General features: G+C 67.0%; 17 protein-coding genes. 6 read left to right on the forward strand and 11 right to left on the reverse strand.

The features are described from left to right. Positions 1 to 67: 67 nt before the first annotated feature. The 3 genes from UN84_RS12260 to UN84_RS12270 all read right to left on the reverse strand — a co-directional run bounded on the left by UN84_RS12260 (position 68) and on the right by UN84_RS12270 (position 2,984). On the reverse strand, positions 68 to 1,285 hold the full coding sequence (locus UN84_RS12260; protein ID WP_046079932.1) for a glycosyl transferase: 1,218 nt from the start codon (positions 1,283 to 1,285) through the stop codon (positions 68 to 70). Next, complete coding sequence (locus UN84_RS12265) at positions 1,282 to 2,196, reverse strand: HAD-IIB family hydrolase (protein ID WP_046079931.1); 915 nt, start codon at positions 2,194 to 2,196, stop codon at positions 1,282 to 1,284. The genes UN84_RS12260 and UN84_RS12265 overlap by 4 nt, the downstream gene beginning before the upstream one ends. Before the next feature lie 284 nt (positions 2,197 to 2,480). Further along, complete coding sequence (locus UN84_RS12270) at positions 2,481 to 2,984, reverse strand: porin family protein (protein WP_035599470.1); 504 nt, start codon at positions 2,982 to 2,984, stop codon at positions 2,481 to 2,483. Positions 2,985 to 3,192: 208 nt separating this feature from the next. Between UN84_RS12270 and UN84_RS12275 the strand changes: the two genes are divergently transcribed. Then, complete coding sequence (locus tag UN84_RS12275) at positions 3,193 to 4,329, forward strand: aminotransferase class V-fold PLP-dependent enzyme (protein WP_035599468.1); 1,137 nt, start codon at positions 3,193 to 3,195, stop codon at positions 4,327 to 4,329. Positions 4,330 to 4,457: 128 nt separating this feature from the next. On the opposite strand, the gene UN84_RS12280 is transcribed toward UN84_RS12275, so the two are convergent. The 8 genes from UN84_RS12280 to UN84_RS12315 form a co-directional block, all read right to left on the reverse strand. Then, positions 4,458 to 5,066 carry a Yip1 family protein gene (locus UN84_RS12280; RefSeq protein WP_081945899.1) on the reverse strand — a complete coding sequence of 203 codons (609 nt, stop codon included), beginning with the start codon at positions 5,064 to 5,066 and terminating at the stop codon, positions 4,458 to 4,460. Positions 5,067 to 5,170: 104 nt separating this feature from the next. Then, a complete protein-coding gene (cyoE, locus tag UN84_RS12285; protein ID WP_035599465.1) occupies positions 5,171 to 6,073 on the reverse strand; it encodes a heme o synthase in 903 nt (300 codons plus the stop codon). Beyond that, positions 6,073 to 6,402 carry a cytochrome o ubiquinol oxidase subunit IV gene (gene cyoD, locus UN84_RS12290; protein WP_035599463.1) on the reverse strand — a complete coding sequence of 110 codons (330 nt, stop codon included), beginning with the start codon at positions 6,400 to 6,402 and terminating at the stop codon, positions 6,073 to 6,075. The genes cyoE and cyoD overlap by 1 nt, the downstream gene beginning before the upstream one ends. 1 nt (position 6,403) lies before the next feature. Beyond that, positions 6,404 to 7,018, reverse strand: a complete 615-nt coding sequence (locus UN84_RS12295; protein WP_035599461.1) for a cytochrome o ubiquinol oxidase subunit III — start codon at positions 7,016 to 7,018, stop codon at positions 6,404 to 6,406. Further along, complete coding sequence (cyoB, locus tag UN84_RS12300) at positions 7,019 to 9,043, reverse strand: cytochrome o ubiquinol oxidase subunit I (RefSeq protein ID WP_035599459.1); 2,025 nt, start codon at positions 9,041 to 9,043, stop codon at positions 7,019 to 7,021. It lies immediately after the preceding gene. Positions 9,044 to 9,046: 3 nt separating this feature from the next. Continuing rightward, a complete protein-coding gene (gene cyoA / locus UN84_RS12305; protein WP_046079930.1) occupies positions 9,047 to 10,051 on the reverse strand; it encodes a ubiquinol oxidase subunit II in 1,005 nt (334 codons plus the stop codon). 333 nt (positions 10,052 to 10,384) lie between these two features. Then, a complete protein-coding gene (locus UN84_RS12310) occupies positions 10,385 to 11,065 on the reverse strand; it encodes a CBS domain-containing protein (protein WP_035599455.1) in 681 nt (226 codons plus the stop codon). A gap of 108 nt (positions 11,066 to 11,173) precedes the next feature. After that, entirely contained in the window at positions 11,174 to 11,896 is a 723-nt protein-coding gene (locus tag UN84_RS12315) for a DeoR family transcriptional regulator (RefSeq protein ID WP_046079929.1), read from the reverse strand. 277 nt (positions 11,897 to 12,173) lie between these two features. Between UN84_RS12315 and UN84_RS12320 the strand changes: the two genes are divergently transcribed. The 5 genes from UN84_RS12320 (at position 12,174) to UN84_RS12340 (ending at position 17,739) form a co-directional block, all read left to right on the forward strand. Then, positions 12,174 to 13,001 (forward strand): outer membrane protein OmpK, encoded by an 828-nt coding sequence (locus UN84_RS12320; protein ID WP_046079928.1) that lies wholly within the window; start codon positions 12,174 to 12,176, stop codon positions 12,999 to 13,001. A 78-nt stretch (positions 13,002 to 13,079) separates the two neighbouring features. Beyond that, complete coding sequence (locus UN84_RS12325) at positions 13,080 to 14,348, forward strand: NupC/NupG family nucleoside CNT transporter (RefSeq protein WP_035599452.1); 1,269 nt, start codon at positions 13,080 to 13,082, stop codon at positions 14,346 to 14,348. Positions 14,349 to 14,420: 72 nt separating this feature from the next. Then, positions 14,421 to 15,203, forward strand: a complete 783-nt coding sequence (deoC, locus tag UN84_RS12330) for a deoxyribose-phosphate aldolase (RefSeq protein ID WP_046079927.1) — start codon at positions 14,421 to 14,423, stop codon at positions 15,201 to 15,203. After that, a complete protein-coding gene (deoA, locus tag UN84_RS12335) occupies positions 15,203 to 16,531 on the forward strand; it encodes a thymidine phosphorylase (protein ID WP_046079926.1) in 1,329 nt (442 codons plus the stop codon). The genes deoC and deoA overlap by 1 nt, the downstream gene beginning before the upstream one ends. Continuing rightward, positions 16,528 to 17,739 (forward strand): phosphopentomutase, encoded by a 1,212-nt coding sequence (locus tag UN84_RS12340; RefSeq protein WP_046079925.1) that lies wholly within the window; start codon positions 16,528 to 16,530, stop codon positions 17,737 to 17,739. The genes deoA and UN84_RS12340 overlap by 4 nt, the downstream gene beginning before the upstream one ends. The last annotated feature ends 4 nt before the right edge of the window (positions 17,740 to 17,743 follow it).

The following is a 17,743-nucleotide window of genomic DNA, read 5'->3' on the forward strand; positions in this document are numbered from 1 at the left end:
ATGGGGGTGGTTCTTCTTCCAGCTTCCAGGCGCGAAGCGCCGCTCTTCAAGCTTCCGGCTACCGACCTCAGTCCGGGGCGTTATCGGCTTCCACCACCTCGGCCATGCGCGGCAACAGGTCGGGGATGGCCGCCCGCACCCGGTTCCAGCTGGGAATGAAGGGACGCTCGCCGGGATTGTCGAGGAAGACGCCGCCGGCCTCGAGCAGGTTGGTGGCGAACAGCTCCACCGCCCGCTCCTCGCTGTGGCGGTCCAGGCTCAGGCCGTTCATCCGCGCGTCGTGGTCGTAGGCCTCGATCAGGTCCAGCGCCATGCGATAGTAGGTGGCCTTCAAGGTGCGGAAGCCCTCGGCGCTGAAGGTCACCCCCTGGGTCGCCAGCTTGCGGTAGAGCGCCTTGGCGATATCCAGGCTCATGCGATTGAGCCCGCCGGAGGCGTCCTCCTCCGAGACCGGCTGATGCTTGTGATCGTAGCTGTCGGCGAGATCCACCTGACACAGCCGCCGGGTGGTGTAGTGGCGATGGACCTCGGAAAGCACGCCGATCTCCAGGCCCCAGTCGGCGGGAATGCGGATGCCATCGAGCACCTCGGTGCGCATGGCGAACTCGCCGGACAGCGGATAGCGGAAACAGTCCAGGTACTCGAGGTACGGCAGCGGCCCGAACATCTGCTTGAGCGCGCGCAGCAGCGGCGTGACCATCAGCCGCGAGACCCGACCGTTGAGCCGCCCGTCGGCGATGCGGGGGTAGTAGCCCTTGCAGAACTCGTAGTTGAAGTAGGGATGCGCGACCGGATAGAACAGCCGCGCCAGCATGCCGCGGTCGTAGGTGAGGATGTCGCAGTCGTGCAGCGCCACCGCCTCGCTGCGCCCGGAAGCCTGCACGTAGCCGGCGCAGTACCAGACGTTGCGCCCCTTGCCCGGCTGCTGGGGCGCGAGGCCCTGTGCTTCCAGCTCGGCGTCCAGGGCGCGCAGCCCCGGGCCGTCGTTCCACAGGATGCGATGGCGCTGGGGCAGCCGCGAGAAGAACGCGCGGGCCCGGTCGAACTGGTCGCGATCGGCCCGGTCGAGGCCGATCACGATCTCGGCCAGATAGGGCACCATGGCCAGCTCGTCGACGATATTCGCCAGCGCCGGCCCCTCCAGCTCGGAGTACAGCGAGGGCAGGATCAGGCTCATCGGCCGCTGTGCCGCGAAGCGCACCAGATCGTCCTCGAGGGCCTCGACCGGCCGGCGGGTCAGATTGTGAAAATCGGTGATGATGCCGTTCTGGTGGAAATCGCTCATGGGCTGACGCTCCCCGTGTCATCGTTATCGGTGCTGGACTGGCTCATTTCCGGCCCGGGCCGGCGCCCCCCTCGCCCCCACCAGTGCTCCACCCCCTCGACCCAGCCGCTCGGGCCGCTTTCCCGGCTGCGGTAGAGCGCGGGCTGATGCGGCGATACCTGCAACCCGTGGCGGCCGCGGATCACCACCGCCTGGTCCACCGCCTCGAGCATGGCGATGTCGTTGGGCCCGTCGCCCAGCGCCAGGGTCAAAGGGCGCACGCCGCGCAGAGCCTCGTAGCGCTCGGTGAGCCAGTTCACCGCCTGCCCCTTGTCCGATTCCCCCGTGGCGTGCCAGAAGCGCCCACCCCGAACCAGGCGCAGGCCGTCGCCGGCGAGTCCTGCGCGGAAGGCCTCGAGGCGATCACCGTCGTCGTGCCAGATCAGCGGCTCGCTGCCCTCGCGCATCCGTGCCAGGCGCGCCTGCGCCTCATCGAGGCCGGTGAAGGCGACCAGATCGTCCAGCGGGATCTCGCTCATCGGCGTGAAGCGAACGTCCAGGCGCTCCCGCCACACGGCGAGACGCTGGCGAATGAAGCCGATATCGACGCCCAGCGTCCTGATCACCAGCCCGTCGGGGCCCGGCGATCGCTCCAGGCGGGCATGGCACCAGGCGGCAGGCAGCCCCACCACCGCGCCGTTCTCGGCCACGAAGGGCGTGTTCGTGAGGGTCAGGGTCTGACGCAGGGTCAGCAGCTCGCTACGAGTCTTGCTGGTTACCGGGATCACCGGCACGCCGTCCTCGCGCAGCCGGTCCAGCCACCCGGCGGCCGGCGACCAGTCATAGGTCTCGTGATCGAGCAGCGAGCCGTCCAGATCGGTGAAGAGCAGCCGCGCCCCGGGGAGCCCGTGGCGGGAGGAAGAAGCGGTCATGGCAGCACCTTTGGTGACCTCGTTCGCCAAGGCCTTGCAGGTAACGTGCCAGACTGGCTGCGGGCAGCGCGGTGGCGGGGCCGGCCCGTGGCGCGACGCTCGGAGCTAACGACGGGCTTGCACCACGAGATGGCGGCCGCCTCAGGATAGGGCAGTGGCTCGCGCCATCAGGTTTCATCGTGCCGTGTGTGGCCTCGGGAACACAGGCCATGACGCATCACGCCCCCGCCATGGGCGAGGGCGTGCGCGGGAAGCGTCGGGACAGGGAGCACCGCTCCAGGTCGTCAGAAGTGGTAGGTGGCGCCCAGGCTCACGGCATCGAAGTCGTAGTGCGATTCGTCCAGATAGCGCATGTAGTCGGCACCCAGCGAGAGGTTCGGCATCAGCGCATAGCTGGCACCGCCGCCGTAGGACACGCCGCTCTCGGACTCCGCGCCGTCGAACTCCACCTCGGTGGCGCCCAGCAGGCCGTAGAGCTTGAAGCGTGGGGTGATCGGCAGCATGCCCTTGGCATAGCCACCCGCGAGGTAATCCAGCTCCAGGCCACCGTCCGAGCCGCCGGTCCCCAGATGCCCTTCCAGGGCGAAGTAGTCGTTGAAGGCGACACCGGCGCGCAGGCGCAGGCCGGTGCTGTCGCGATCGCCGGCAGGGCCGTCAGGGTCGAGTTCCCAGAACAGGGCATCACCGCCCACGTAGGGGCTCGGCTGATAGGTCATCGGGCTCTGGGCCTGAGCGTTGGCGGCGGCCACGAGGCAGGCCGCGGCGACGGGCATCAGCAAGGTCTTCATGAGGCTTTCTCCAGTTAGGAAACATTGTTTCCCTGCGCAGCGACCATTCTGGTACAAAGCGCTCCGCGATGCCATCACCTGCGGCGAGCGACGCCGAAATCGTGCCCGGCGCCCCTCCCCTGGCCTGAAGCCGGGATAGGGAATATCCTCTTAGCGTGCAAGACGCCCTCCCTGCCTGGAGGTAGCGTGCCATAACATGGAGACAGCAATGGCCGGTTTACTGCCCGATGTCGACCCCGATGGACTGCTCGAGTACTCGGTGGTCTACACGGATCGTTCCCTCAACCACATGTCGCAGTGCTTCCAGCAGGTGATGCGCGATATCTCCACGTCACTGAAGCGGGTCTATCGTGCGCATTCGACGGTCATCGTCCCCGGCAGCGGCACCTACGGCATGGAAGCGGTCGCCCGCCAGTTCGCGACCGATCGACGCTGCCTGGTCATCCGCAACGGCTGGTTCAGCTATCGCTGGCACCAGATCCTGGAGCGCGGCAACATTCCCTCGGACCTCTATGTCCGCAAGGCCCGCCGCCTCGATGACGACGACCCGACGTCGCCGTTCACCCCGCCGCCCATCGAGGAGGTGCTCGAGGCGATCCAGGACCAGCAGCCCGACCTGGTGTTCGCACCCCACGTGGAGACCTCGTCCGGCATCAAGCTGCCCGACGAGTACATCCGTCGGCTCTCCGAGGCCATCCACGACCAGAACGGCCTGCTGGTGCTCGACTGCATCGCCTCCGGCACCGACTGGATCGACATGCAGGACACCGGCGTCGACATCCTGATCAGCGCGCCCCAGAAGGGCTGGAGCGGCTCGCCCTGCTGCGCCATGGTGATGATGTCGCGCCTGGCCCGGGACATCATCGAGGAGACCGAGAGCTCGAGCTTCGCCTGCGATCTCAAGAAGTGGCTGTCGATCATGGAGACCTACGAGAACGGCGGCCACGCCTATCATGCCACCCTGCCCACCGACGCCCTGCGCACCCTGCGCGACGCCGTGGCCGAGGCGGAGGACTATGGCCTGGAGAAACTCCAGGACGAGCAGCTCGAACTCGGTCGACGGGCCCGGGAATTGCTCGCCCAGCATGGTTTCCAGAGCGTCGCCGCGCCCGGTTTCGAGGCCCCCGGCGTGATCGTGAGCTACACCAGCGACCCGGACCTGGCCGTCAAGTTCGCCGCCGGCGGCCTGCAGGTGGCCACCGGCGTGCCGCTGATGTGCAATGAGGGCGACGACTTCCGCACCTTCCGCATCGGCCTGTTCGGCTTCGACAAGCTGCACGCCCTCGACCGCACGCTGGCAACCCTCGACCAGGCCATGACTCGCATCGAGGCCACCGACGAGTAGTCCGTCCGGGGCCTGTCCCCGGTATCGAGGCGACAACGCCGGAACCGGCAACGAACAGGGCGGCCCACGGGCCGCCCTGTTCGTTCCTTCTTCTGGCTGGAGTCACGACATGTCCGAGGCTGGCAGGATCAGCCACCGATCAGCGACAGGATGATGCGCTCGCCATAGCCCCACAGCAGCACGGTGATGCCGAGCAGCGCCTCCAGCACCAGCACCCCGATGGCGAGGGTCACGCTGGAGACGATGAAGCCTTCCTCGCTGTCGATGCCGAGGAAGGACGGGATGCCGATATAGAGCAGATAGGCGGTATAGCAGAGCCCGATGACGCCGGCGAGCATGCACAGCCAGATCAACGGATAGACCGCCACGATGCCGCTGACGAACATCGGCGTCGCCACGTAGCCGGCGAACACGATGCACTGGCTCTGGCTCGGCGGCCGAGTGAAGCGCTTGGCCATGTAGCGGATCACCTTGCCGACCGCATAGACCGCCGCCAGGATCACCAGGTAGAAAACGATCCCGGCGCCCAGCGCGTCCAGATAGCCAAGTTGGATGGTCGTGCCCCCACCGAGACTCCACCCGACCTGGGTGGTGCCGATGTAGGAACAGACAACGGGGATGGCTGCCAGCAGCAGCACGTGGTGCTCGTAGAGGTGGGTGAGCGTCTCGCGCTCTTCCTTGATCTGCTGCCACTCGCGCTTCGGGTGGGCGAGGATGCCCCAGGCATGTGTCAACATGGCACTCCCTCCTGCCGGGGACGGGCCGGGGTGGCCCGCCACACGATGTGTCTTCACCGGCAAGTATAGGCAGAGACCCGGGGGGGCTCGCCAACGGAAGCGGCTCAGCCCAGGGCCGCCATCAACGGTGTGGCCGGCAGCAGGCTGGATTCCACCGACATCATCACGCTCAGCGCGGTGATGGTGAGGATGGAGAAGCCGAACACGCGCTTCGCCCACCGCTCGGCGTTGGTGGTCCAGTAGCCCTGCATGGCCAGGTACAGCCAGTAGACGCCCATCACCAGTGCCACGGCGAAATAGCCGGGCCCGGCATAGCCCGCCACGCTCAACGCCAGGGAGGCGAAGAGGAAGGCCACGATGTAGCCGAGGATGTAGTGCTTGGCGGTGCTGATGCCACGCACCACGGGCAGCACGGGAATCTTCGCCGCCTCGTAGTCCTTGAAGCGGAAGATGGCGATGGCGTAGGAGTGCGGCATCTGCCAGATGCAGAAGATCACCAGCAGCGTCAGCGCGCCGGCGTCGAACTCGCCTGACACCGCACAGTAGCCCACTACCGGCGGCATGGCGCCGGAGAAGCTGCCCACCAGGGTGCCGTATTCGGAGCGGCGCTTCAGCCACAGGCTGTAGGCACCGACGTAGATGGCGAAGCCGAAGGCCGCCAGACCCACGGTCACGGCATTGGTGAACGCCGCCAGCAGACCGAAGCCCGCGACCCCGAGCAGGGTCGCGAAGCGCAGCGTTTCGGCGACCGACAGCCGCCCCTGTACCAGGGGCCGGCTGCGGGTGCGCTCCATCACCGCATCGATATCACGATCGATGACGTTGTTGTAGGCGCACCCGGATGCGATCACCAGGGACAACCCTGCCAGCGTGGCCAGCAGCAGCCAGGGATCGATCTGGCCCTGGGCGGCCAGGAAGAAGCCGCCCAGTACCGAGATGGCGTTACCGCCGATGATCCCTGGCTTGGTCAGCGCCAGATAGTCCCGACGCCGCGAGGAGGTCGCCATTACCCGATCATCATGTTCAGGTGAAGGTTGTACATGATCCATAAGGAACCTCCAATGACCAGGACCAGGATCGCCACGGTGAAGACGAAGGAGGTGAAGTTCCACCCCTCATCGGTCTTCGTGCTCATGTGCATGAACAGGATCAGCTGCACGAGCACCTGGGCCACGGCGGTGGCCACGATGATCAGCAGTGTAGCCGAGGTCGAGAGCGAGCCGGTCATCACCACCCCGAACGGGATGATGGTCAGCACGATGGACAGGATCAGCCCGATCACATAGGACTTGACGCTGCCGTGGCTATGCTCGGCATGGGAAGCTTGACCGCTCATATCACAGGACTCCCATCAGGTAGACGAAGGAGAAGACGCAGATCCAGACGATGTCCAGGAAGTGCCAGAACAGGCTCAGGCACATGATCCGCGGACGCGTCATCTCGGTCAGCCCCTTCTGCTGCAGCTGGACCAGCATCACCAGGATCCAGATCAGGCCGAAGGTCACGTGCAGGCCGTGGGTGCCGACCAGGGTGAAGAAGGCCGACAGGAAGCCGCTGCGATCCGGGCCGTAGCCGAGGTGGATCAGGTGCTGGAACTCATAGATCTCCAGGCCGATGAAGCCCGCGCCCAGCAGGAAGGTCACGGCGAGCCATGCCTTCACCTTGTTCACCTGATCGGCGTTCATCGCCAGCACCGCCATGCCATAGGTGAAACTACTCACCAGCAGCAGGAAGGTGCTGATCAGGATCAGCGGCAGGTCGACGATCTCTGCGGGGGTCGGCCCACCGGCCGTGCCCCGGAGGAGCACGGCGTAGGTGGCGAACAACGACCCGAAGATGATCAGGTCGCTCATCAGGTAGACCCAGAAACCGAAGACCTTGGTGCCTGCGGCGTCGTGGTGATCATGCTCGTGAGCATGATCGCCGTGGTTGCTCAGGGTATCAGTAGACATTTAGGCCTGCCCCCCTACCTGGGATGCATAGGATGAAGACTGCCGAACGTCACGCTCGACGCGCTGACGATGCTCGCGCTCGATGCGCTCGACTTCCGCAGCGGGCACGTAGTAGTCCACGTCCTCGCGGAAGACCCGCGCCAGGAAGACCACGAACATGCCGATGCCGCTGGCGATGGCCAGCCACCAGATGTGCCAGACCAGGGCGAAACCGAAGGCGGTCGACAGCAGACCCAGTACCGGACCTTCCCAGGTGTTCTTGGGCATGTGAATGTCCTGGTACGGCGCCTCGGACAGCGGCTGCTTGCCACCGTTGCGCTCTTTCTTCGTCCAGTAGTCGTCGACGCCCTCGATCTCCGGCAGGTGCGCGAAGTTGTAGAACGGCGCCGGCGAGGAGGTCGCCCATTCGAGGGTGCGCGCATCCCAGGGATCGCCGGTGACGTCCTGGTTCTGCTTGCGATCGCGAATGCTGACGTAGAACTGGATCAGGGTGCAGGCGATACCGGCGGCGATGATCAACGCACCGACCCAGGCCACGATCATCAGCGGCTGCCAGTCACCGTTCTCGTAGGACTGCATGCGGCGCACGGCACCGAAGAAGCTCAGCACGTACAGCGGCACGAAGGCCATGTAGAAGCCGACCAGCCAGCACCAGAAGGAACGCTTGCCCCACTTCTCGTTGAGGGTGAAGCCGAAGGCCTTCGGGAACCAGTAGGTCAGGCCCGCCAGCATGCCGAACACCACGCCGCCGATGATGACGTTGTGGAAGTGGGCGATGACGAACAGGCTGTTGTGCAGCACGAAGTTGGCCGCCGGAATGGACAGCATCACACCGGTCATGCCACCCAGGGAGAAGGTGATGATGAAGCCCAGGGTCCACAGCACCGGCGAGGTGAACTCGATCCGGCCGCGGTACATGGTGAACAGCCAGTTGAAGATCTTCACGCCGGTGGGGATGGCGATGATCATCGTCATGATGCCGAAGAAGGCATTGACGTTGGCGCCCGCGCCCATGGTGAAGAAGTGGTGCAGCCAGACGATGAACGACAGCACGGTGATGGCGACGGTCGCCCACACCATGGTGCCGTAGCCGAACAGACGCTTGCGTGCGAAGGTCGCGATGACCTCGGAGAACACGCCGAAGGCCGGCAGGATCAGGATGTACACCTCAGGATGGCCCCAGGCCCAGATGAGGTTGACGTACATCATCATGTTGCCACCGAGATCGGTGGTGAAGAAGTTCATCCCCAGGTAGCGATCCAGCGTCAGCAGCGCGATGGTGGCGGTCAGGATCGGGAACGAGGCGATGATCAGGACGTTCGCGCACAGCGAGGTCCAGGTGAAGATGGGCATGCGGAACAGGGTCATGCCCTTGGTGCGCATCTTCAGGATGGTGACGAAGAAGTTGATGCCGGTCAGGGTCGTGCCGATACCGGATATCTGCAACGCCCAGATCCAGTAATCCACGCCGACGCCAGGACTGTAGTCGAGCCCCGATAGTGGCGCATACGCCAGCCAGCCGGTCTTGGCGAACTCACCGGCGAACAGCGACACGTTGACCAGGATCACGCCCGCCGCGAACAGCCAGAAGCTCAGGTTGTTCAGGAACGGGAAGGCCACGTCGCGCGCGCCGATCTGCAACGGCACCACCAGGTTCATCAGGCCGATGACCATGGGCATGGCGACGAAGAAGATCATGATCACGCCGTGGGCAGTGAAGATCTGGTCATAGTGCGAGGGCGGCAGGAAGCCCTCGGCCCCGGCCGACGCCATCGCCAGCTGGGAGCGCATCATGATCGCATCGGCGAAGCCGCGCAGCAGCATCACCAGCGCCACGATGAAGTACATGATGCCGAGCTTCTTGTGGTCGACGGAGGTGACCCACTCGTTCCACAGATAGCCCCACTTCTTGAAGTAGGTGATGGCGGCCACCAGCGCGAGCCCACCCAGGACGATACCGGTAATGGTCGTCATGATGATGGGATCGTGCGTCGGGATCGCCTCTAGGCTGAGTTTTCCGAACATGATTTACTCCGCTGCCTCCGCGCTCATGGGCGTGCCGTGAGACTCGGCCGAATCGCCGTGATCGTCGCCATGACCACCGCCGTGACCGCCGTGACCGAAGCCATCGGCGTAGCTGTCGGCGTACTGGGCCATGCGCTGCTCGTGATCGCCGCCGGCATGGAAGCTCTTGATGATGCTCTCGTAGAGAGAGGGGGATACCTCGGAGAAATACTGGATCTCGTTGTCCTCGGAAGGCGCAGCGAGTTCGTTGTATTCCGCCGGGTAGGTCAGGGACTCGGACGACTCGCGGACCTTGGCCACCCAGGCCTCGAAGTCTTCCTGGGAGCCCACATGGGCGTCGAAGGTCATGCCGGAGAAGCCCGCACCGCTGTAGTTGGTGGAGCGACCGGGATAGACGCCCGGCTCATCGGCGACCAGGTGCACGTCGTTGTCCATGCCGGCCATGGCATAGATCTGACTGCCCAGACGCGGGATGAAGAAGGCGTTCATGACCGAGCCGGAAGACACGCGGAAGCGGACCGGCGTATCCGCGGGGAAGGCCAGCTCGTTGACGGTGGCGATGCCCTGCTCGGGATAGATGAACAGCCATTTCCAGTCCAGCGATACCGCCTGGATCTCGATCGGCTCTTGCTGCTCTGCGGTCGGCTCGATGGGCTTGTGCGGGTCAAGGCTGTGCGAGGTGTACCAGGTCAGCACGGCCAGGAACACGATGATCACACAGGGAATGAACCACACGACCGCCTCGATCAGATTGGAATGGTGCCAATCCGGGCGGTAGGAGGCTTCGCGGTTACTGCGGCGATAGCGCCAGGCGAAGAGCAGCGTCATCACGATCACGGGAATGACCACGATCTGCATCAGACCGAAGGACGTGAGGATCAGGGTTCGCTGTTCTTCCCCGATCTGGCCCTTGGGGTCCAGCAGCGCCGAGCTGCACCCTGCCAGCACCAGGGGCAACACCGCCAGCAGCAAGACTCCGAGCTTGCGCAGGGGGGGAGTTCGATTCATGTTTCGACCTCGTCAGGCTTGGCGACAGGATAAATCCTGCTGACTTGTAGCAAGCACGCTACACAAAACCGAGACCTGTCCTGCGCCGGTTGACCCATGACCGCAGCAAAGGCTAACCATCGTGGAAAGGGCTCGGCTCACTCATGGCCAAACCCCCGCGAACGCCGCTATGGGGCGCGCGAGAAAGGGTCCGGCCGCGGGGAACGTATTGTGTAGTAAACGAGGAAAGGAGGAAAGGGACGATTTGCCGCAGCGTGTCGCACCGGCGATGACGCCGGCGCGGAAGGGAACGTTCGGGTCGCCGTCAGAGCAACCGCTGTAGAATCAATGGCCTCAGTAGCCGCCCATGCCCCGGGGCATGAAGCCGATGTGGTTCTCCACCGAGCGGGCGCCGGGCGCGTTCTCCGCCGCCACCTGCACGGCGAGACGCTGCTCCTGGCTGTCGACCAGCCCCCACAGCTGAATCTCACCCTCGCTGACGATGATGTTGAGGCGCTCGACCATCACCCCGGTATGACGCTCCACCTCCTGGAGAATCGCATCGCGGATCTCGCGGTCTTCGACGCTCGCCGCGGCACGGGGTTCCGCCACCGAGAAACCGCGCAGCAGATTGGCCCGGCTGACGATGCCCACCAGCCTGCCATCGCGCACCACCGGCACCCGCTTGATGCGATGCTTCTCGAGCAGGCGCGCGATCTCGTGAACCGGCTTGTCCTCATCGATGGTGACCGGTTCGCGGGTCATGATCTCGTGGGCCAGGCGGCCATGGGTCTTGACGTACTCGCCGGGGTCGTTGACCTCGAACATGCGCAGCCACCAGGCCTTGTCGCGCCGCTCGTCTTCCGCGCGGCGAATCAGGTCGCCCTCGCTGACGATGCCCAGTACCCGCTCGTCCTCGTCGACCACCGGCACGGCGCTGATGCCGTGCTCCAGCAGCAGGCTGGCAATCTCGCGCACCTCGCTGTTCGGCGACACGGTGATCACGTGTGGGGTCATGACATCTGCGGCGCGCATGGCAACTCCTCCGAGGCGATGAGAGTGAATGCGAGGACGCTCCCCGCCCCCTCAACATAGCAACTTCCCGCCACTCGTCCTTGACCACGAGCAAGTCTCGAGACGCTCTCAGTCGCCGTCGCCCGCTTCCTCGGCGATCACCTGATCCACCTCCTCGAGTCCGGCGAAGCGCGCCGGGCGCACCATGCCCTGCTTGCTGGCATCCACCACCAGCACCCTGCGCTGGGCGGTGGCGATCGCCGCCTGCTTGGGCGCCACCTCGTGGAAGTGGAAGCAGCTCAGCCCCTGGCGCTCGTCCACGCCGGCCGCGGTCAGGAACGCCTTGTTGATCCCGAAGCCCCGGATCGTCTCGCTCATGTCGTCGCTGGAGAACGAACGCGACGAGGCATGATAGACCCCACCCAGCAGCCACAACCGCACCCCCGGGCGCTTGCTGACCGCCTCGGCGATGTTCAGCGCATAGGTCACCACCGTCAGCGACATGTCGTCGGGCAGGCTGGCCGCCAGCGGCGCAAGGGTCGTGCCGCAGTCGATGAACAGAGTGTCTCCCTCTTCCAGCGTGGCCAGCGCCCGCTCGCACAACCGCCGCTTGGCCTCGGCGTTGCGGTCGCGCTGCACGGCCAGGTCGTAGACCGGGGCATGACGCGGGTCGCCGGCCAGCATCAGGTGCCCGCCGATCAACGCCAGGCTTCCGTCGGACCCCGCCAGGTCGCGTCGAATCGTCATCTCCGACACCCCGCACAGGGCCGCCGCCTCGGCCAGACGCAGGCTGCCGCCCTGCCCCAGCGCATGCTGCAGGCGCATCAGCCGCCCTTCACTTCGTTCGTTCAACGTATCCCTCTCCTGGTGCTGCCCACATCTCTCGAGGCGGCCGGCGCCGCACTCGTGCTCCGCGTTGACGCCACCCCCCTTCGCAGGGTTGCGGCGCCAAATGTGATTAAAATAACATTGTCATGTTACTCAAATAACAGGCTCGCCGCTCGCCATCCCGTTCGCCCCTCACGACCGGGCGCATGATCTCCCCGTCGACGTGAGCGACGGCTGGCCGCGTGCCAGGCACCTCACCCGACAACAACCGTCATCGACAACGTTCAGAGAAGCCATCCCCATGCCGATTTCCCTCGCCCCCTGCCACCGCGTCTCACTGGCCGGCCTGCTGCTGGGCGCCACCGCCCTGCCCGCCGCCGCCTCCGACGACGCCTCGGCCTTCACCCCCCAGTGGTCGTTCGCCAACGCCTCGATCAACTACCTCGACTGGTCCGACGGCACCGAGGCACGCACCGCGAGCAACGCCGCCAAGGGCGACTTCTTCTACCTCGAGCTCGAGGGCGGCGTCGGCTTCGACTGGGGTGAATTCTACGGCTTCTACGATTTCGAGAACCCGCAGAACGACATGTCCGAGGAAGACGGCCGCGACAACCGCCGCAGCGCCGCCAAGGTCACCTCGCACATCTACCTCGGCGATACCCCCTTCTCGCTGTACTTCCACGTCTACGATTTCCGCGACTACGGCTTCGACAGCGAGGAGCAGGACCGCATCGCCGGCCTCGGCTATCGCCACACCTTCGCCAACGGCCTGTGGTTCAAGCCGTTCATCGGCAAGGCCTGGGTCGAGAGCGACGGCAACAGCTACAGCGGCGAGAACGGCTACATGGCCGGCTGGGTGCTAGGCTACGACTTCGAGGCCTTCGGCGAGGCCTTCAGTCTGACCAACTGGCACGAGCAGACCTTCGAGCGCGACGACGAGTACCTGCGCAGGAACTACGTCAACGGCCCGGCCAGCGAAGTGGGCACCAACGGCGCCGTGGCGCTGTGGTGGCACCCCATCGAGGAGATCACCACCGGCGTGCAGTACCGCTACGCGAACAACAAGCTGGGCACCGCCGGCGACTATCAGAACGCGATGATCTATACCGTCAAGGTCAACTTCCTGTAACCTCCCGCGCCTCGTGACCCATCGCCGGCCCCGAGGCGCGACCCGCGCGCCTCGGCCATCAACCACAAGGACATCCCCATGACCTTGCTCATGAGCCTGATCGGCATGCTGACGCTGATCGCCATCGCCGTGCTCTTCTCCAGCAATCGCCGCGCGATCCGCCTGCGCACCGTGGGCGGCGCATTCGCCATCCAGGCCGGCATCGGCGCCTTCGTGCTCTACGTCCCGGCCGGTCAGGCGGTGCTCGCCACCGTCTCGGATGCCGTCAGCCAGGTGGTACTCTACGCCAACGACGGCATCGACTTCGTGTTCGGTGGCCTGGCCAACGCCGAGGCCTCCGGCTTCATCTTCGCGGTCAAGGTGCTGCCGGTCATCATCTTCTTCTCCTCGCTGACCGCGGTGCTTTACTACCTGGGCATCATGCAGTGGATCATCCGCCTGCTCGGCGGCGCCCTGCAGAAGGCGCTCGGCACCTCGCGCACCGAATCGCTCTCGGCCACCGCCAATATCTTCGTCGGCCAGACCGAAGCGCCGCTGGTGGTGCGCCCCTTCATCGCCAGGATGACCCAGTCGCAGCTGTTCGCGGTGATGTGCGGCGGCCTGGCCTCGGTGGCCGGCTCGGTGCTGGCCGGCTATGCCGCCCTGGGCATTCCCATGGAATACCTGGTCGCCGCCTCCTTCATGGCCGCCCCCGGCGGGCTGCTGTTCGCCAAGCTGCTGCTGCCCGAGACCGAGACCCCGGAGGACAGCGTCTCCGCCGCCGAGGAACGCCTCGACGAGGAAGAGAACCATCCCACCAACGTGCTGGATGCCGCCGCCTCGGGCGCCAGCTCCGGCCTGATGCTGGCGGCCAACGTCGGCGCCATGCTGCTCGCCTTCATCGGCCTGATCGCACTGGTCAACGGCATCCTGGGCGGCATCGGCGGCTGGTTCGGCATGGAGTCGCTGAGTCTCGAGCTGCTGCTCGGCTGGCTGTTCTCGCCGCTGGCCTTCCTGCTCGGCGTGCCCTGGTCCGAAGCCACCCTGGCCGGCTCCTTCATCGGCCAGAAGCTGGTGGTCAACGAGTTCGTCGCCTACATCAACCTCGCCCCCTACCTGGACGGCGAGCAGATGGTCGCCGCCACCGGCGAGGCGCTCTCCGACCATTCCGCGGCGATCCTGTCCTTCGCCCTGTGTGGCTTCGCCAACCTGTCATCGATCGCCATCCTGCTCGGCGGCCTCGGCAGCATCGCCCCCAGCCGGCGCCACGACATCGCGCGCCTGGGCATCAAGGCCGTCCTGGCGGGTACCCTTTCCAACCTGATGTCCGCTACCCTTGCCGGCTTCTTCATCGCCCTCGGGGCATGAACCGGCGACACCGCGGCCTGTCGGGCGCGGTGTCATTCTTCTCAACAGGCCCCTTTGCTACAGGACCACGACATGACCGATCTGCAACGCGTTGCCCGCCAGGCCCTGCCGCTGCTCGACCTCACCAGCCTCAACGACGACGACACCGATGCCAGCGTCGAAGGCCTGTGCCAGCGCGCCAAGACGCCGATGGGCAACCCGGCGGCGATCTGCATCTACCCGCAGTTCATCGTCCCGGCGCGCCGCGCGCTGACCGCCCACCGCCTGAACGACAGCGTCAAGATCGCCACCGTCACCAACTTCCCCGACGGCGGCGACGACGTCATGCGCGCCGCCCGCGCCACCCGCGAGGCCGTGGCCTCCGGCGCCGACGAGGTCGATGTGGTCTTCCCCTACCGCGCGCTGATGGCCGGCGACGAAGGCGTCTGCCAGGACCTGGTCGAGATGAGCAAGGCCGCCTGCGGCGACGCCACCCTCAAGGTGATCCTCGAGACCGGCGAACTGAAGGACCCGGCACTGATCCGCCGCGCCGCCGAACTGGCCATCGAGGGCGGCGCCGACTTCCTCAAGACTTCCACCGGCAAGGTCGACGTCAACGCCACCCTGGAAGCCGCCGAGATCCTGCTCGAGGCGATCCGCGACAGCGGCCGCGACATCGGCTTCAAGGCCGCCGGCGGCGTGCGCACCACCGAGGATGCCGCGGCCTACCTGGAGCTCGCCGAGCGCATCATGGGCGCCGGCTGGATCTCCCCGGCCCACTTCCGCTTCGGCGCCTCCGGCCTGCTCGACGACCTGCTGATGAACCTCGGCGCCTTCGACGCCCCGGCCGCCGACGGCGACGAGGACGACTACTGATGCTTCCCCAGGAAGCCATCCGCGCCAAGCGCGACGGGCGGCCGCTGCCGCCCGACGCCATCCGCGAGCTGGTTTCCGGCATCGCCGACGGCCGCCTGTCGGATGCCCAGGTCGGCGCCCTGGCCATGGCCATCACTCTGCAGGGCATGGACGACGCCGAGACGGTGGCGCTCACCGAGGCCACCCGCGACTCCGGCGAGGTGCTCGACTGGACCGGGCTCGACCTGCCCGGCCCGGTGCTCGACAAGCACTCCACCGGCGGCGTCGGCGATCTGGTCTCGCTGGTGCTCGGCCCCTGGGTCGCCGCCTGCGGCGGCCACGTGCCGATGATCTCCGGCCGCGGCCTCGGCCACACCGGCGGCACCCTCGACAAGCTCGAGGCCATCCCCGGCTACTCGGTCACCCCGGACACCGCCACCTTCCGCCGCCTGGTGAAGGATGCGGGCGTTGCGATCATCGGCCAGACCGGCAGCCTGGCACCGGCCGACAAGCGCCTCTACGCGGTGCGCGACGTCACCGCCACCGTGGAATCGCTGCCGCTGATCGTGGCCTCGATCCTGGGCAAGAAGCTCGCCTGCGGCCTCGACGCCCTGGTGATGGACGTCAAGGTCGGCAGCGGCGCCTTCATGCCGACGCCGGCCGCCTCCCGCGAGCTGGCCGAAGCCATCGCCACGGTGGCCAGCCGCGCCGGCACGCCGACCACCGCGCTGCTGACCGACATGAGCCAGCCGCTGGCGCCCTGCGCCGGCAACGCCGTGGAGGTGCGCGAGGCGCTGGCGGTGCTGACCGGCGAGCGCCGGGGCGGCCGCCTGCTCGAGGTCACCCGCACCCTGGCCGCAGAGATGCTGCTGGCCGGTGGCCTGGCCGCCGACCGCGACGCGACGCTGGCCCGGCTCGACGAGCGACTGGCCTCCGGCGCCGCCGCCGAGCGCTTCGCGCGCATGGTGGCCGGCCTCGGCGGCCCGAGCGACCTGCTCGATCGCGCCGACGCTCACCTGCCCGCCGCGCCGGTGGTGCGCGAGGTCCGCGCCGCACGCGCGGGCCATCTCGGCGCCATCGACACCCGGGCCGTGGGCATGGCGGTGGTCGAGCTCGGCGGCGGGCGCCGTCATCCGGCGGACGCCATCGACCCGGCCGTCGGCCTGACCGACATCGCCGAACTGGGCGCGGCCGTCGCCGCCGGCCAGCCGCTGGCGCGCATCCACGCCCGCCGCGAGACCGACGCCGAGCGCGCCGAGGCCCGGCTGCACGACGCCCTCACGCTGAGCGACGCGCCCTGCCCCGCGCCACCACTGATTCAGGACACCATCCGTCGGGAGGCCCCATGACCCGCGCCATCGTGCTCGTTCTCGATTCCTTCGGCCTCGGCGCCACACCGGACGCCGAGACCTTCGGCGACGCCGGCGCCGACACCTTGGGCCATATCGCCCGGGAATGCGCCGACGCGACCTCCCGCGGCCCGCTCGCGCTGCCGAACCTCGGCCGGCTGGGGCTGTTCCACGCCCACCGCGAGAGCACCGGCGCCTGGGCCGCCGGCATCACCCCGCCGCAGAGCGTCGACGGCGCCTACGGCGCGGCCAGGGAAATCTCCTCCGGCAAGGACACGCCCTCCGGCCACTGGGAGATCGCCGGCGTGCCGGTGCGCTTCGAGTGGGGCTACTTCAGCGAGCGCGAGCACAGCTTCCCGCCCGAGCTGCTCGAGGCGCTGGTACGCGAGGCCGGCCTGCCCGGCGTGATCGGCGACTGCCACGCCTCCGGCACCGAGATCATCGCCCGGCTCGGCGAGGAGCACGTCGCCAGCGGCAGGCCGATCGTCTACACCTCGGCCGACTCAGTATTCCAGATCGCCGCCCACGAGGACGCCTTCGGCCTCGAGCGCCTCTATGCGCTGTGCGAGATCGCCCGCCGGCTGCTCGAGCCCTACAACATCGGCCGGGTCATCGCGCGCCCCTTCACGGGCGAGAGCGCCGACGACTTCGCCCGCACCGCCAACCGCCGCGACTACAGCGTCGAGCCGCCCGCGCCCACGGTGCTGCAGAAGCTGCACGACGACGGCGGCCAGGTGGTGGCGATCGGCAAGATCGCCGACATCTACGCCCACTGCGGCATCTCGCGCACCATCAAGGCCAGCGGGCACGACGCCCTGTTCGACGCCACCCTGGACGCGATGGCCGAGGCCGGCGACCGCTCGCTGATCATGACCAACTTCGTCGACTTCGACATGGTCTACGGCCACCGCCGCGACGTGGCCGGCTACGCCGCCGCCCTGGAGGCCTTCGACGCCCGCCTGCCCGAGCTGCTGGCGCGCCTCGAGGACGACGACCTGCTGATCCTCACCGCCGACCACGGCTGCGACCCGACCTGGCCCGGCAGCGATCACACCCGCGAGCACATCCCGGTGCTGGCCAGCGGCGCCGGCCTCGCGCCCGGCTCGCTGGGCATCCGCGAGAGCTTTGCCGACATCGGCCAGAGCCTGGCCGCACACCTCGGCCTGGCACCCATGGACGACGGCACGAGCTTTCTTCCGGCTCACTGACGCC

It is taken from the genome of Halomonas sp. HG01 (assembly GCF_000968715.2).
In the GTDB taxonomy this organism is placed as follows: domain Bacteria; phylum Pseudomonadota; class Gammaproteobacteria; order Pseudomonadales; family Halomonadaceae; genus Halomonas; species Halomonas halophila.